The sequence below is a fragment of the Streptomyces sp. NPDC046805 genome (genome assembly GCF_040645355.1).
Lineage (GTDB): Bacteria > Actinomycetota > Actinomycetes > Streptomycetales > Streptomycetaceae > Streptomyces.
In genome coordinates, this window is record NZ_JBEYYC010000005.1 from 56,403 (window position 1) to 70,735 (window position 14,333).

18 protein-coding genes are annotated in these 14,333 nt (G+C 71.2%); 1 reads left to right on the plus strand and 17 read right to left on the minus strand.

Annotated features, from left to right (window positions below; genetic code table 11):
* Positions 1 to 11 precede the first annotated feature (11 nt).
* Complete coding sequence (gene rpsB, locus ABZ910_RS07955; RefSeq protein ID WP_361360735.1) at positions 12 to 941, minus strand: 30S ribosomal protein S2; 930 nt, start codon at positions 939 to 941, stop codon at positions 12 to 14.
* 292 nt (positions 942 to 1,233) lie between these two features.
* Here rpsB and ABZ910_RS07960 point away from each other — a divergent pair, with 292 nt between their 5' ends.
* Positions 1,234 to 1,785, plus strand: a complete 552-nt coding sequence (locus ABZ910_RS07960; RefSeq protein ID WP_361361024.1) for a M23 family metallopeptidase — start codon at positions 1,234 to 1,236, stop codon at positions 1,783 to 1,785.
* A 140-nt stretch (positions 1,786 to 1,925) separates the two neighbouring features.
* Here the strand turns inward: ABZ910_RS07960 and ABZ910_RS07965 are convergent, their stop codons facing one another.
* From ABZ910_RS07965 to rpsP, 16 genes are all read right to left on the minus strand, one after another.
* The gene (locus ABZ910_RS07965; RefSeq protein WP_361361026.1) at positions 1,926 to 2,483 is read right to left on the minus strand and encodes a helix-turn-helix domain-containing protein; all 558 of its coding nucleotides are present in this window, start codon (positions 2,481 to 2,483) and stop codon (positions 1,926 to 1,928) included.
* 63 nt (positions 2,484 to 2,546) lie between these two features.
* Positions 2,547 to 3,389 carry an RNA polymerase sigma factor WhiG gene (gene whiG / locus ABZ910_RS07970; protein WP_361360737.1) on the minus strand — a complete coding sequence of 281 codons (843 nt, stop codon included), beginning with the start codon at positions 3,387 to 3,389 and terminating at the stop codon, positions 2,547 to 2,549.
* Positions 3,390 to 3,695: 306 nt separating this feature from the next.
* Positions 3,696 to 4,850 carry a DNA-processing protein DprA gene (dprA, locus tag ABZ910_RS07975; RefSeq protein ID WP_361360739.1) on the minus strand — a complete coding sequence of 385 codons (1,155 nt, stop codon included), beginning with the start codon at positions 4,848 to 4,850 and terminating at the stop codon, positions 3,696 to 3,698.
* Positions 4,847 to 6,472, minus strand: coding sequence for a YifB family Mg chelatase-like AAA ATPase (locus tag ABZ910_RS07980; protein ID WP_361360740.1), 1,626 nt, complete (start codon positions 6,470 to 6,472; stop codon positions 4,847 to 4,849). The genes dprA and ABZ910_RS07980 overlap by 4 nt, the downstream gene beginning before the upstream one ends.
* Positions 6,472 to 6,891, minus strand: coding sequence for a YraN family protein (locus ABZ910_RS07985; RefSeq protein ID WP_361360742.1), 420 nt, complete (start codon positions 6,889 to 6,891; stop codon positions 6,472 to 6,474). The genes ABZ910_RS07980 and ABZ910_RS07985 overlap by 1 nt, the downstream gene beginning before the upstream one ends.
* Positions 6,892 to 6,992: 101 nt before the next feature.
* Positions 6,993 to 7,301 carry a DUF2469 domain-containing protein gene (locus ABZ910_RS07990; protein WP_018102380.1) on the minus strand — a complete coding sequence of 103 codons (309 nt, stop codon included), beginning with the start codon at positions 7,299 to 7,301 and terminating at the stop codon, positions 6,993 to 6,995.
* A gap of 97 nt (positions 7,302 to 7,398) precedes the next feature.
* Positions 7,399 to 7,935 (minus strand): NUDIX hydrolase, encoded by a 537-nt coding sequence (locus tag ABZ910_RS07995; RefSeq protein WP_361360744.1) that lies wholly within the window; start codon positions 7,933 to 7,935, stop codon positions 7,399 to 7,401.
* A complete protein-coding gene (gene lepB, locus ABZ910_RS08000; protein WP_361360746.1) occupies positions 7,925 to 8,698 on the minus strand; it encodes a signal peptidase I in 774 nt (257 codons plus the stop codon). Before lepB (ABZ910_RS08000) ends, ABZ910_RS07995 begins: the two co-directional genes overlap by 11 nt.
* Before the next feature lie 168 nt (positions 8,699 to 8,866).
* Positions 8,867 to 9,874, minus strand: a complete 1,008-nt coding sequence (lepB, locus tag ABZ910_RS08005; RefSeq protein WP_361360748.1) for a signal peptidase I — start codon at positions 9,872 to 9,874, stop codon at positions 8,867 to 8,869.
* Positions 9,762 to 10,856, minus strand: coding sequence for a signal peptidase I (gene lepB / locus ABZ910_RS08010; protein WP_361360750.1), 1,095 nt, complete (start codon positions 10,854 to 10,856; stop codon positions 9,762 to 9,764). Before lepB (ABZ910_RS08010) ends, lepB (ABZ910_RS08005) begins: the two co-directional genes overlap by 113 nt.
* Entirely contained in the window at positions 10,849 to 11,589 is a 741-nt protein-coding gene (gene lepB, locus ABZ910_RS08015) for a signal peptidase I (RefSeq protein ID WP_361360752.1), read from the minus strand. Before lepB (ABZ910_RS08015) ends, lepB (ABZ910_RS08010) begins: the two co-directional genes overlap by 8 nt.
* 45 nt (positions 11,590 to 11,634) lie before the next feature.
* The gene (rplS, locus tag ABZ910_RS08020; RefSeq protein WP_019760519.1) at positions 11,635 to 11,985 is read right to left on the minus strand and encodes a 50S ribosomal protein L19; all 351 of its coding nucleotides are present in this window, start codon (positions 11,983 to 11,985) and stop codon (positions 11,635 to 11,637) included.
* 149 nt (positions 11,986 to 12,134) lie between these two features.
* Positions 12,135 to 12,953, minus strand: a complete 819-nt coding sequence (trmD, locus tag ABZ910_RS08025; RefSeq protein ID WP_361360754.1) for a tRNA (guanosine(37)-N1)-methyltransferase TrmD — start codon at positions 12,951 to 12,953, stop codon at positions 12,135 to 12,137.
* Complete coding sequence (gene rimM / locus ABZ910_RS08030) at positions 12,953 to 13,513, minus strand: ribosome maturation factor RimM (RefSeq protein ID WP_361360756.1); 561 nt, start codon at positions 13,511 to 13,513, stop codon at positions 12,953 to 12,955. The genes trmD and rimM overlap by 1 nt, the downstream gene beginning before the upstream one ends.
* A gap of 82 nt (positions 13,514 to 13,595) precedes the next feature.
* The gene (locus ABZ910_RS08035) at positions 13,596 to 13,835 is read right to left on the minus strand and encodes an RNA-binding protein (RefSeq protein ID WP_055597159.1); all 240 of its coding nucleotides are present in this window, start codon (positions 13,833 to 13,835) and stop codon (positions 13,596 to 13,598) included.
* Positions 13,836 to 13,840: 5 nt separating this feature from the next.
* Positions 13,841 to 14,254 carry a 30S ribosomal protein S16 gene (gene rpsP / locus ABZ910_RS08040; protein ID WP_361360758.1) on the minus strand — a complete coding sequence of 138 codons (414 nt, stop codon included), beginning with the start codon at positions 14,252 to 14,254 and terminating at the stop codon, positions 13,841 to 13,843.
* Positions 14,255 to 14,333 lie beyond the last annotated feature (79 nt).

Genomic DNA, 14,333 nt, shown 5'->3' on the forward strand with positions numbered 1-14,333 from the left:
ACGCTGACGGGTCAGGCCTGCTCGCCCTCGGCGGCCGGAGCCTCGGTGGCCGGAGCCTCGGTGGCCGGAGCCTCGGTGGCCGGAGCCTCGACGACGGTCTCGGTGACGACCTCGGCGGCCGGGGCCTCGGTCGCGGCCTCGACGGCCACGGCGGCCTCGTCGGCCTTCTTCTCGCCCTCGAGCAGGTCGCGCTCCCACTCGGCGAGGGGCTCGCCCGCGGCCTTCTCGCCCTTCTCACCGGTGGCGGCGCCGGAGCGGGCGATGAGGCCCTCGGCGACGGCGTCGGCGATCACACGGGTGAGCAGGGTGACGGAGCGGATCGCGTCGTCGTTGCCCGGGATCTTGTAGTCGACCTCGTCGGGGTCGCAGTTGGTGTCGAGGATGGCGACGACCGGGATGTTGAGCTTCCGGGCCTCGCCGACCGCGATGTGCTCCTTCTTGGTGTCCACGATCCAGACGGCGCTGGGCACCTTCTGCATCTCGCGGATACCACCGAGGGTCTTCTCGAGCTTGGCCTTCTCGCGGGAGAGGACCAGCAGCTCCTTCTTGGTCAGACCGGAAGCGGCGACGTCCTCGAAGTCGATCTGCTCGAGCTCCTTGAGGCGCTGCAGACGCTTGTAGACGGTCGAGAAGTTGGTGAGCATGCCGCCCAGCCAGCGCTGGTTGACGAAGGGCATGCCGACGCGGGTCGCCTGCTCGGCGATGGCCTCCTGCGCCTGCTTCTTCGTGCCGACGAACATGACCGTGCCACCGTGGGCGACGGTCTCCTTGACGAACTCGTAGGCGCGGTCGATGTACGACAGCGACTGGAGCAGGTCGATGATGTAGATGCCGTTGCGCTCGGTGAAGATGAAGCGCTTCATCTTCGGGTTCCAGCGACGGGTCTGGTGACCGAAGTGGACGCCGCTCTCCAGCAGCTCCCGCATCGTGACGACGGCCATGGCCGTATCTCCTTGGATTTCTCGGTTGTGCCGCGGATGCCGGACGGCTCCCGCGCCTGACGCCCGCAGCGCGCCGTTGCCACGTGAGGACCGAGGGGCGCTGACCCGAAGAGACGTTGCCGTCCGCTTCGTGTCGGGGCGTGCGAAGTCGACCCGGTGACCCGGATCGCCACCAGAAGTGTACGGGACCCGCGGGGCAGCGGGTGACGCAGCTGTCCACAACCGGTGAGTAGTCCACAGTTCCGGCCATGATCGACGGGGGTGCGGGAGGGTTCGGGGCATGCGAGGAGTGATGCGGTGCGTGAGTACGGGTCTGGGGCTGGCGGCCGTCCTGACTCCCTGGGCATGGGCCGACGCCCCGGCGCGGTCACGGGCGGCGCCGGACCCACCGGTCCCCGCCGTCGGCCGCGCCTGGCCGGTGGGCACCCGCCCGGCGGTCCTACGCGGTTGGGAACCCCCGGCAACGGCCTACGGCCGCGGTCACCGCGGAGTGGACCTCGCGGCGCCGACGGGAACCCCGGTACGAGCGGTGGCGGCCGGCCGGGTGTCCTTCGCGGGCCGGGTGGCGGGCCGGGGCGTGGTGTCCGTACAGCTGACGGGCACGAACCTGCGAACGACGTACGAGCCCGTGAGGGCGTCGGTGGAGGAAGGGGAGGAGGTGGGGGCGGGGGAGGTGGTGGGGGTGGTGGAACCGACGACGTCGCACTGCACGGCTACGTGCGTCCACTGGGGTCTGCTGAGCGGAGAGACCTACCTGAACCCACTGTCCTTGCTGCCGCCGTGGCTGCTCCACAGGGGTCCATCGAGACTGCTGCCGGTGCTGGGCGTGCCGCTGCCCACCTAAGCCGGCCGGCCGGCCGCGGGCAGTCGTACCTCCCCCAAGTTCTTCGAGCAGCGGGACCCCAGGCGGCACGGGTGGGCGCAGCCGCACCCCGCAAGCGCGGGTGACCGAATCCCCCGGCCAGCCGAGGCCGACAGCCGACGTCAGCCCTCAACCCCTCGCAGCGCCATGGAGACCGCCGCATCCGTGATCGCCGCGGGCTCCTCCGCCGCCCCCAGCTCGATACGCCGCACCGCCGCGTCCACGACCCCCTGAAGCAGCATCGCCGCCAGCCGCGGCTGCGCGTGCCCCATCTCCTCCAGCGCCTCGACGATCATCGCGACGAGCCCGCCGTGCGCAGCGCGGATCTTCTCTCGGGCCCCCGCGTCCAGCTCGCTCGCGGAGATCGCCACGACGGCCCGGTGCCGCCGGTCCCCCACCAGTGCCAACTGCTGCCGTACGTACGCCTCGACCTTGCCCTCGGCGGAGTCGGCCCGGTCCATCGCGGCCGACACCTCCGCCGCCCATACGGGGAAGTCGACCTCGCACAGCTCCTCGACCACGGCGGCGCGCGAGCGGAAGTACTCGTACACGGACGACCGCGCCAGCCCCGTCCGCTCGGCCAGGGCCGGGAAGGTCAGCGCCTCCGTCCCGCCCTCGGACAGCAACGACCGAGCCGCGTCCAGCAGGGCGGCTCGCTGCATCGACCGGTGCTCGGCCACAGAGGCCGCTCGAATCCTTGGCACGTCAACCACTTTACAAATGCGCCCACCCGGATGGGAGGCTCACCGCCCGAAGCCGGCCAGCTTCGCGCGCAGCTGCAGCACCGACTTGGTGTGGATCTGACTGACCCGGCTCTCGGTGACGCCGAGCACGTTCCCGATCTCGGCGAGCGTGAGTCCCTCGTAGTAGTACAGCGTGACGACGGTCTTCTCGCGGTCCGGCAGCGTGTTGATCGCCCGCGCCAGGAACCGGCGCAGCTCCCGGTCCTCGGCCACCTCCACCGGATTGTCGGCGGCGGTGTCCTCCAGCGTGTCCATCAGGCTCAGCCGGTCCCCGCCGTCGCCGCCGACGTGCAGCAGCTCCTCCAGGGCGACCACGTTCGCGAGCGACAACTGGCTGAACACCGCGTGGAGTTCGTCCACCTCGATGTCCAGCTCGGCGGCCACCTCGACCTCCGAGGGGGTACGCCGGAGCCGCGCCTCCAAGGTGGCGTAGGCACGCTCGACGTTGCGCGCCTTCTGCCGCACCGACCGGGGGATCCAGTCCAGTGCGCGCAGCTCGTCGATCATCGCACCCCGGATCCGGGTGATCGCGTACGTCTCGAACTTGATCTCGCGCTCGATGTCGAACTTCTCGATCGCGTCGATCAGCCCGAAGACACCCGAGGACACGAAGTCGGCCTGTTCGACGTTCGGCGGCAGACCGACGCTCACCCGCCCCGCCACGTACTTCACCAACGGCGAGTAGTGCAGGATCAGCTGCTCCCGCAGCCGCTCGTCCCCCGTCGCCTTGTACGACCGCCACAGCTCGTCGAGCGTCGATGGAGCGGGCGGCCGCACGCTGCCACCGTCGCGGGCGGCTGGGGGAGTCGCCGCCCGGTCGGAGCCGGAGGTGTGCTGGGGCATTCGTCGCCTTGTGTCGTTCTGCCGAGAAGTGCCGTGAAGTGCCAAGTGCCGTGAAGTGATGGCGCCTGGGTGAGCTGTCGGTCTGATGTCGAGTTGGTGCGGTCTGCGTCGAGGCCTCCGTGAGCGTAGCGTGACTGAGGAGTCGCGGTGTGCGAACAGTGAGCCTCCACCCCCGCCCGGACACCGTTCGTCCCACTCGCCGCCGGATGGCGCGCGTTGCTCTGCGTAACCGTTCCCGTGCGCCAACTCCATGAATTCCCAAGGGCGTCGGGGTTCCCCCGGACGGCCGAACACACTGGGTCAGCATCAGCTCCGCCCCTCACGGACCGAGATCACTGCCTGGCGTGTCAACTTCCAGCCGTCGTCGTGTCGTTCGACGTATCCGAGTGCTCGTAGTTCGTACAGTCTCGCGATCGCTTCGTCCTCGGTGGTCTGCGCACCCCGGGCGATCTCCGGGGGTGCCGCCGACCGGTGTCCGGGAAGCGCGGCGAGGACGCGCCGGGCGGCCGGTTCCAGCAGGTCACGGGGGAGCACCGGGCCGCTCCGGGCGGGTGCGAGCTCACCGATGCCGCCGACCAGTTCGACGACTTCCGCGGCATCGGTGACCAGCGTCGCCTCGCCGCGCAGCAGCTCATGCACGCCCGCGGACAGGCGGCTGGTTGCGGGCCCGGGCACGCCCATCGTCAGCCGCCCGAGGCGCTGGGCCGCCCGCGCCGTGACCAGCGAGCCGCTGCGGTAGGCGGCCTCCACGACCACGGTGCCCCTGGTCAGCGCGGCGATCACCCGGTTCCGCAGGATGAATCTGCTCGGTGTCGGATGATCGCCGGGCGGCAACTCCCCCACCACCAGGCCCTGTTCCGCGATCCTGCCGATCAGCTGGGCGTGTCCGCGCGGGTAGGGCCGGTCGACCCCGCAGGCCAGCACGGCGACGGTGGCGCCGCCCGCGCCGAGGGCACCCCGGTGCGCGGCGCCGTCCACGCCGTAGGCGCCGCCGGACACCACCACCCATCCGCGCTCGGCGAGCCCGGCGGCCAGGGTGGCCGCCATGTGGGCGCCGTAAGCGGTGCAGGCGCGGGCTCCCACGACGGCGACGGATCGCAGCCCCCACATCCGCAGACTGGGCCGCCCGCGGACCCACAGTCCCGTCGGCCGGGCGTCGCCGAGGTCTTCGAGCTGGGCCGGCCACTCGCCGTCCCCGGGCATGACGAACCGCACGCCCGCGTCCCGCGCGACGGCCAGGTCCCGCTCGGGCTCGGCCCGCGCGGCCCGCGCCCCGAGCCCCTCCCAGCGCGCCGCGCTCACCCCCGGCAGGGGCTCGCCGCCGTCCCGTAACCGCCGGGCCACCTCCCCCGCCCCGTGCTCCCGCAGCCACCGCCCGCCGGCCTCGTCACCGGGTTCGAGGACACGGGTGAGGAAGATCCGGGAAAGCAGCTCGTCGTACGGGGCTTCGCGCGCGCTCATGCCGGCGCCCCGATGGCCATGGGCACGCCGCGCGGGACCCCGGTGCGCAGTTGCAGGGCGAGGGCGACATCGGTGGCGTCGGGCCGGTCGTGACCGGAGAGATCCGCCACCGTCCAGGCGACACGCAGCACACGATCGAGCCCGCGGGCCGTCAGCACGCCCCGTTCGAGGCTGCGCTCGGCCTCGTCCAGCGCGCCGCTCGCGGCGTGCCAGCGCCCGCGCAGCTCTCTCCCGGGCACCTCGCTGTTGGTCCGCCACGGGGTTCCGGCGAGGCGCGCCACGGCGCGTTCCCGCGCCGCCCTGACCCGGTCGGCGACCGTCGCGCTGGACTCGCCCCGGGCGCCGCGCTCGGCGAGCTCGGCGCGGGTGACGGGGTCGACCTCCACCCGGAGGTCGACACGGTCGAGCAGCGGGCCGGACAGCCGCGCCTGATAGCGGCGGATCGCCGAGGGCGGGCACTCGCACAGGGAGTCCCGCTGCGAGAAGCGGCCGCAAGGGCACGGATTTGCCGCGAGCACCATCAGGAACCGTGCCGGGAACCGCACCACACCGGCACTGCGCGCGATCACGACGTGCCCCGCCTCCAGGGGCTGCCGCAGAGCGTCCAGGGTCTGGCCGTGGAACTCCGGCGCCTCGTCGAGGAAGAGCACACCCCGGTGGGCCAGCGAGACCGCGCCGGGACGTGCGATGCCCGGACCGCCGCCGACCAGCGACTGCATCGTGGCCGAGTGGTGCGGGGCGCAGTAGGGCGCGACGTCGATGAGCGGCTTGCCCGCCGGCAGCAGCCCGGCCACCGAGTGCACCGCGGTGACCTCCAGCGACTCCTCACGGCTGAGCCGGGGCAGGACGGCGGGCAGCCGCTCGGCGAGCATGGTCTTGCCCGCACCGGGCGGCCCTTCCAGGAACAGGTGGTGCCCGCCCGCCGCGGCCACCTCCACCGCCGTACGCGCCGAGGTCTGTCCCACGACATCGGCGAGATCGTGTTCCGGGCCGTACGGTGAGGCGCCCATGACGCGCATGCCGGTGGCCGCCCCCGTTCCGGGCACGCGCAGGCCGGACAGGAGCGGATCCGGGCGTCCCTGCTGGTCGGGCTCCTCCTCGGGCACGGGCTCGTCCGTCAGGACGGCGATCAGTTGCCGCAGGCTGCGGATGCCGAGCACCGACACCCCGGGCACCAGCGAGGCCTCGGCCGCGGCGCACTCGGGCACGACCACCTGCTCGTAGCCGGCGTCGGCCGCGGCCAGCACCGCGGGCAGGATGCCCCGGACCGGGCGGACCCGGCCGTCCAGCCCCAGCTCGCCGATCATCACGATGTCCACGAGCACCCGCGGATCGATCCGCTCGGCGGCACCGAGCACCGCGCAGGCGACGGCCAGGTCGTAACCGGAGCCCGCCTTGGGCACCGACGCGGGGCTGAGGCCCACCGTGAGCTTCTTCTGCGGCCACTCGGCCCCCGAGTTCACGACGGCCGCCCTTACCCGGTCCCGGCTCTCCGTCAGGCTCTTGTCGGGCAGCCCCACCAGCGTGAACGCCGCCACCCCCGGTTCCAGATCGGCCTGGACCTCCACGACCACGCCCTCGACGCCCACCAGCGCCACCGAGCACGCACGGGCGAACCCCATCAGGCCACCCCCCGCGCGTGTTCGAGCAGGGGCGCGCCGCGGTCCGGGAGCAGGACCCCGACCAGGTCGATGCGGACGCCGCCGGGCGGGGCGCCTCCGTGCGCCTGGATCCAGCGTTCGGCCAAGTCGCGCAGGCGCGACGCCTTCTCGGATGTCACCGCGGCCATCGGATGCTCGTAACCACTGCCGCGGCGGGTCTTCACCTCGCAGATGACCAGTACGTCGCCGTCCCTGGCCACGATGTCGACCTCACCGGTCCTGCCGCAGCGCCAGTTGCGCTCCAGAACCGTCATCCCGGCCTCGGTCAGCCGCCGCGCGGCCAGGTCCTCGCCGTACTGACCGAGTGCGCCCCGTGCCGTGCGTACCGTGCGTACCGTGCGTTCGTTCATGTCGGCACCACCTCCGGCGCCCACGGTCACGCATCCCGCCGGAGGAAGTGGATCTTGGTGGGCTACTCGGTGATTGTGGACAACTCCGTCACCCACACGTGTCACAGCCCGGTACCCACGTAAGCGTCCCGTCAGCCGCTCGGGAGCTCCAGGTCGCTCTTGTTCAGCTCCTCGATGTTCACGTCCTTGAACGTGAGGACACGGACCTGCTTCACGAAACGGGCCGGCCGGTACATGTCCCAGACCCAGGCGTCCGCCATGGACACCTCGAAGAACACCTCACCCTGGACCGAGTGGACCTGCATCTCGTAGTCGTTGGTCAGGTAGAAGCGCCGCTCGGTCTCGATCACGAATTTGAACAGACCGACGACGTCGCGGTACTCCCGGTAGAGCTTCAGCTCCATCTCGGTCTCGTACTTCTCGAGGTCCTCGGCGCTCATGGCATGTTCCCCTTCAGCCGTGCGATCCCCCCCATTGTGCGCCAGTCCTGCGGGTCGTCAGTCGATTTCCGGGTCGCCAGACGATTTCTGGGTTCCGCTAGGCGATTTCCGGGTCGAGGGTCACGGGACCGGCCGGGGGACCTTCGTCGAGCAGCCTGCTCAGCAGCTCGGCGAGTCTGGTCGGGTACACCGTCTCACGGGTCCGGGTCAGTTCCCCGCACGTCCACCAGCGTGCACCCGCGACGCTGCGCCGCTCCAGTTCGGTCAGGTCCGTCGCCCCGGTCGCCGTCTGTACCGTCCGGGCCAGGTAGTACCACTCGTCCTGGTCCCAGCGGCGGCCGGCGAAGGGGAACGAGCACCGGCGCCGCCACAGCACCGGGCCGAGTTCGACCTCGGTGATGCCGGTCTCCTCGGCGAGCTCCCGCAGCGCGGCCTCCTCGCGCGTCTCGTCGCCCTCCAGGCCGCCGCCCGGGGTGAACCACCAGTCGTCGGCCGGATCGTCCGGCTCGTGGCCGTGCAGCAGGAGGATGCGGTCCTCGGGGTCGAGCAGCACCACCCGGGCGACCTTGCGCAGACCGCCCCGGGGCGCGTCCCCGTGGGCGGTTCCGCCCGCGTCCGTGGCCTCAGCGGGCACCGGCGGACCCGGGCCGGGTACTGGAGCGGCCCCGCCGCCCCGCGATCGGGCCGTACGCCGCACCGCCGAAGATCAGGACGACGCCGGCGACGATCACGGCGGCGATGGTGCGCACCGGGCCCGGCTGGGAGAGGGCGCCGAGGGCCTCGAAGCCGGTGGGGCTCTTCAGCATGCCCTTCATGGGCCAGACGACGGCGTCGACGCGAGCGGTCACCGCGTTCTGCGAGACGGTGCCCTTGGCCGCGTCGGCGAGGTGGGCGCTGGAGTCCAGGGAGCCCTGGCGTTCGTCGCCGAGCAGGAACAGGCGCCCCTGGGGGACCTTGACCGTCGGGATCTTCGAGACCTCGGCCGGGGTGCCCTCGGGGAGGTAGGGCTCCTCGATCTTCTTGCCGTTGACGGTCAGCTTGCCGTCGGTGCAGCAGGCGACGGTGTCGCCGCCGACCGCGACCACACGCTTGACCACGGCCGCGCCCGTGACCCAGCTCTTGTCGTTGAAGACCACGACGTCGCCGCGGCGGACCTCACCGCCGTCGACGCGCTGCGCCAGGACGCGGTTGCCGACGCCGATCGTCGGCGACATCGAACTGGTGGGCACGGTGTACGGCTGGTACACCACCGCTCCCCATGCGAATCCGCCGAGGAACAGCACTGTGCCCAGTGCGACGGCCAGTCCCGACAACCGCTGACCGAGCTTGCCGCCGGCCTGCGCCGTGCCGGTGACCCCCTGATGCGGGGCCGTACGTGTCGTGCTCTCGCCACCCATGGCCCCGCACCCTACCCGGCACTTCCGGTCCGGCGGCAGCCCCTGCCGCCGATCAAGGCGTGCCCCGCGCGGCCCGCACACAACCGACACCAAACCCCCGCCGGACCAGCGAACGAGCACATGTCGTCGCGGTCCGGCGGGGGCCGGGATGCACACGCGGTGCCGGTGTCACCGGCTTCCGGCGGCCACCTTGGCGGTGGACTCGGACTCCGTCTTCATGGCGCTCCTGCGGCGCCACACCGCCACCGGCAGGACGGCCGCGAGGGCGACGCCCTCCGGAGCGACCGACAGGACGGCGGCGGCCGAGGACTGCTGGTCGAGGCCCACCTGGTCGAAGGTGTCCGGGATCGGCAGGGTGCCCCAGCGGTTGATCGGCCAGGCCCGGACGATGGCGCGGCCGACGACCTTGTCGACCGGAACCATGCCGTGGTTCTTGTCGCCCTGGTTGTAGCGCGAGTCGCGGGAGTTCTGGCGGTGGTCGCCCATGACCCAGATGTAGCCCTTGGGGATGTGCACCGTGAACTGGCCGCCCTGCTCGTCGACACTGCACGGCGTGTTGCCGGGGTACACGTACGGCTCGATCAGCGCCTTGCCGTTGACCTTCAGCGGGCCGGTGCCGTTGCACTCGACGGTGTCGCCGCCCACGCCGATGACCCGCTTGATGAGGTCCTTCTCCTCGGCGGACGGCATGAGGCCGATCCAGCTGAGGACCTTCTGCAGCGCGTTCGGGGTGGGGGTCGGCTCCCCCGCCAGCCAGTCGGCCGGGTCGTGGAAGACGACGACCTCGCCGCGCTCGGGCTTGGAGCCGAACCACGGGGTGAGCTTGTCGACCAGCACGCGGTCACCGCGCTGGAGCGTGTTCTGCATCGAGTCGGACGGGATCGAGAACGCCTGCACCAGGAACGTCTTGATCAGCAGCGCCAGCACCAGCGCGATGCCGACCAGGATCGGCAGCTCCTTCCAGAAGGAGCGGTGCTTCGGCCGGGGAGCCGGGTCGCCCGGCCCGTTGCTCCGCGCCCGGGGCGGCCCGCCGGCCGTGGAACCGCCCTCGGGGCCTCCGGAATCACTCCCCGAGGTCACGGCGTCGTCCGCGGCGGGGCCATTCACGCCCGCGGGATGCCCGCGGTGCTCCTCGCCGTCGTGCCCGGATCGCGCGCCAACCGCCACATCCCCCACGCCAACTCCTTACTCCGTGCCGCCGCCTGCCCCAGGTACGACGCAGGCCCACCACTCCCATAACGAGCGGGAGTTCCGCAGGGGTCGGGAGCTGGATCGTTCCGTTCGGATCGTCGGAGGCAACCCTATGCGACACCCGGGGGACCGCAGCCGCCCCCGACACGGGGTTGGACACGCTTGTGAAGGTTTTCGGTTCCCGCAGGGTCGTCCAGTGTCCGATGGGCCAGCCGATGAGCATCGCGCGGCCCACCACCGAGTCCTCGGAGACCGTCCCTCCGTAGGGAGTCTGCTGGTGGTAGCGGGAGTCCGCGGAGTTGCCGCGGTGGTCGCCCATCACCCACAGGCGGCCCTTGGGGACCGTGATGTCGAAGCGGATGGCGGAGGGAGCGTCGCCGGGATACACGTAGTCGGTCTCGGCCAGCGGCACGCCGTTGACGGTCAACCGCCCTTGGGCGTCACAGCACTTGACGTGGTCGCCGCCGACGCCGACGACCCGCTTGATGAGGTCCTTCTCGTTGTCGGAGGGCAGCAGACCGATGAAGGTGAGGCCTTCCTTGAGCTGCTTGACGCCGACGGGGTCGTTCTTCTGGACGGTCTGCTCGCCCGCCAGCCAGCCGCCCGGGTCGTGGAAGACGACGACGTCCCCGCGCGCGGGCTTGGCGCCGAACCACGGGGTGAACTTGTCGACCAGGACGCGGTCGCCGATCTGGATCGTCTGCTCCATGGAGCCCGACGGGATCACGAACGCCTGGACGAGGAAGGTCTTGAGGACCAGCGCTATGAGGACGGCCACGCCGACCAGGAGCGGCACCTCCCGGACGGCGCCGCGCCGGCGCTTGCGCTTGACCTTGCGCTGAAGCTTGCGCCGCTCCGCGCGAGTGCGGCCCCCGGCCGGTCCGGCGGCGGTGCGCCGGGCCCCGGTGGGCAGCAGATTGTCGGCGGCGCTGCCCGGCACACCGCGCGGCTTGCCCCGGTTACCCATGGACACCGTCCGCTGTGCTTGATCGCTTCGCCGCAGAGGCGCTCCGGCCGGGTTCGCCGCCCGGCACGCGCGCGTAGGCGACAGGGCGGCGCAGGTGCGTCCAGTGGGCGGACGGCCAGACGATCCAGTCGGCCCGGCCGATGACGTAACCGACCGGGATCATGCCGCCGCCGGGCGAGCCCAGATGGTCACGGGAGTCGCTGGAGTCCGCGCGGTGGTCGCCGAGGACGAAGAGCCTGCCGTCGGGCACCACGACGTCGAAGCGCACGGTGGACGGGCTGTCCCCGGGATAGAGGAACGCCGTCTCGTCGACCGGCCGGCCGTTCACGTCGATCCTCCCGTCCTTGTCGCAGCAGACCACATGGTCTCCCCCCACACCCACGACGCGCTTGATGTAGTCGCCATCCCCGAAATACCCGGTGCCGTCGAACACGACCACGTCGCCGCGCCGCGGCCCGGCCTCGAAACCGTACGCCAACTTGTTTACGAGAACGCGGTCCCCGATCCTCAATCCCCGCTCCATGGAGCCGCTCGGAATCTGGAACGGCTGCACCACGAACGTGCTGAGGAGCAGCAGGAACAGAAGGCAGGTGAAGAGGGTCAGGGTGATCCAGCCGCCCGGCAGCCGCTCGGTGATCCGCGGCACCAACGCGAAACGCGACCGTTCCTCCACGACCCCGGTGTCGGGGCGGGAGGAGCGGTCGCGTTCCGTCGGCTGTGCTTCGGTGTCCATCGGGGCCAGATGTTATCCGGCCCGACTGTGGACCCCGGGAGGCGCTCAGCTCTCGCGCTTCTCCTTGATCTTCGCGGCCTTGCCGCGCAGGTCGCGCAGGTAGTACAGCTTGGCGCGACGCACGTCACCACGGGTGACGAGCTCGATCTTCTCGACGATCGGGGTGTGCACCGGGAAGGTGCGCTCGACGCCGACGGAGAACGAGACCTTGCGGACCGTGAAGGTCTCGCGGACACCGGCGCCCTGGCGGCGGATCACAACGCCCTTGAACTGCTGCACACGGGAGCGGTTGCCCTCGATGACGCGGACGTGGACGTTGACGGTGTCACCCGGGCGGAAGGCCGGGACGTCGCTGCGCAGCGACGCGGCGTCGACGGAGTCGAGCAGGTGAGACATTTCGTCTGCTTTCTTCGCTGATGCCACAGGTCATCAACGGGAAGTAGGTTTTCAGGAAACCGCCGTGCGAGTCGGGACGGGCGTCGTGTCCCCCCATGGCAGGGGCGCACGCCGGACGGACGCACAGCAGCGGTCTATTCTTCCACGCTCTACGGCCTGCGCCAAAATCGGCCGTACGGCTCCCCGTCCGGGTCCGGCGCCCAGCCCAGGATGGACAGCATCTCGCGGTCCTTCTTGTCGAACGCCTTGGGGTCGCAGCGCTCGATGAGGTCGGGCCGGTTGAGCGTCGTCCGCTTCAGGGCCTCGTCGCGGCGCCAGCGCGCGATCTTGCCGTGGTGGCCGCTGAGCAGGACCTCCGGGATGTCCCGGCCGCGCCACTCGGGCGGCTTGGTGTAGACGGGGCCCTCCAGCAGGCTCGCCATCGCGCCGGGCGCGAAGGAGTCGTCCTGGTGGGAGGCGGCGTTGCCCAGGACGCCGGGCAGCAGCCGGGCCACGGCCTCCGTGATGACGAGGACGGCCGCCTCGCCGCCGGCGAGGACGTAGTCGCCGATGGACACCTCGTACACCGGTATCCGCGTGGCGTACTCGTCCATGACACGGCGGTCGATGCCCTCGTAGCGGGCCGGCGTGAAGATCAGCCAGGGGCGCTCGGAGAGCTCGACGGCCAGCTCCTGGGTGAAGGGGCGGCCGCTGGGGGTGGGGACGATCAGCGCGGGCGTATGGGCGCCTGCCTCGTAGCCGTCGGCGAGGACGGTGTCCAGGGCATCGCCCCAGGGGTCGGTCTTCATGACCATGCCCGGGCCGCCGCCGTACGGCGTGTCGTCGACCGTGTTGTGGCGGTCGTACGTCCACGTCCGCAGGTCGTGCACGCCCACGTTCAGCTGTCCACGCGCGCGTGCCTTGCCGACGAGGGAGACGTTCAGCGGTTCGAGGTACTCCGGGAAGATCGTGACGACGTCGAGGCGCATCAGGACTCTTCCTCCGAGTCCGCCGGCTCCCGGGACGAGGCGATCTCCGCGCGGTCGTCGATCAGGCCCGGCGGCGGCGCGATGACCGCCCTCTGCTCCTCCAGGTCGATCTCGGTGACGATCTCCTCGACGAAGGGAATGAGGACCTCGGTGCCGTCGGCGCGCTCGACGATGAACAGGTCCTGCGAGGGCAGGTGCGAGATCTCGGTGATCCGGCCGACCTCGGTGCCGTCCTCGGTGACCACGTCGAGATCGATGAGCTGGTGGTCGTAGTACTCGTCCTCGCCCTCGGGGAGTTCCTCGGGGTCGATGTCGGCGATCAGCAGGGTGTTGCGCAGGGCTTCCGCGGCGTTGCGGTCGCCCACGCCCTCGAAACGCAGGAGGAGACGGCCGCTGTGGACGCGGCCCGCCTCGATGGTGAGCGGTCCCGCGGAGGCGGGGTCGGTGGCGAGCACGGCGCCGGGCGCGAGCCGGAGCTCCGGCTCGTCGGTCCGTACCTCGACGGTGACGTCGCCCTTGATGCCATGAGCACGGCCGATCCGTGCGACTACCAGCTGCACGAGTACAGATCTCCTGTCATACGACTGCGGGCCGGGGACGGCCCAGTGGCCCTCCCCGGCCCGAGCCGGTTGCATTGAAGCGTCAGCGGACGTGGTCCACGTCGACGAGGTCGACGCGGACACCGCGACCGCCGATGGCGCCCACGACGGTGCGCAGGGCGCGCGCGGTGCGGCCGTTGCGGCCGATCACCTTGCCGAGGTCGTCGGGGTGGACCCTGACCTCCAGCACGCGTCCGCGGCGCAGGTCGCGCGAGGCGACCTGCACATCGTCAGGGTGATCGACGATGCCCTTCACGAGGTGCTCAAGCGCCTCTTCGAGCATGCTGCTCAGGCCTCGGAGGACTCGGCGGCCGCCTCGTCCTTCTTCTCGGCCTTCTTCTTCTGGGTGATGGCCTCACCCTTGCCCTCGTCGTCACCGCCGAGAGCCTCGAACGACGGACGCGTGGACTTCGGCTCGGCGACGAGCAGCGGCGCCGGAGCGGGCTCGCCCTTGAACTTCTGCCAGTCGCCGGTCTTCTTGAGGATGGCGAGCACGGGCTCGGTCGGCTGGGCGCCGACGCCGAGCCAGTACGCCACGCGCTCGGCGTCCACCTCCATGACCGACGGGTTGTAGGTCGGGTGGTACTTGCCGATCTCCTCGATGGCCCGGCCGTCACGGCGGGTACGGGAGTCGGCGACGACGATGCGGTAGTGAGGCGAACGGATCTTGCCCAGACGCTTCAGCTTGATCTTGACTGCCACGGGAGTGGATTCTCCTGGATTGGACGTGGTTGGGCACAACGAGATGCCGCGTGGGGTTGCGGTACCCGAGTGGCCCGAT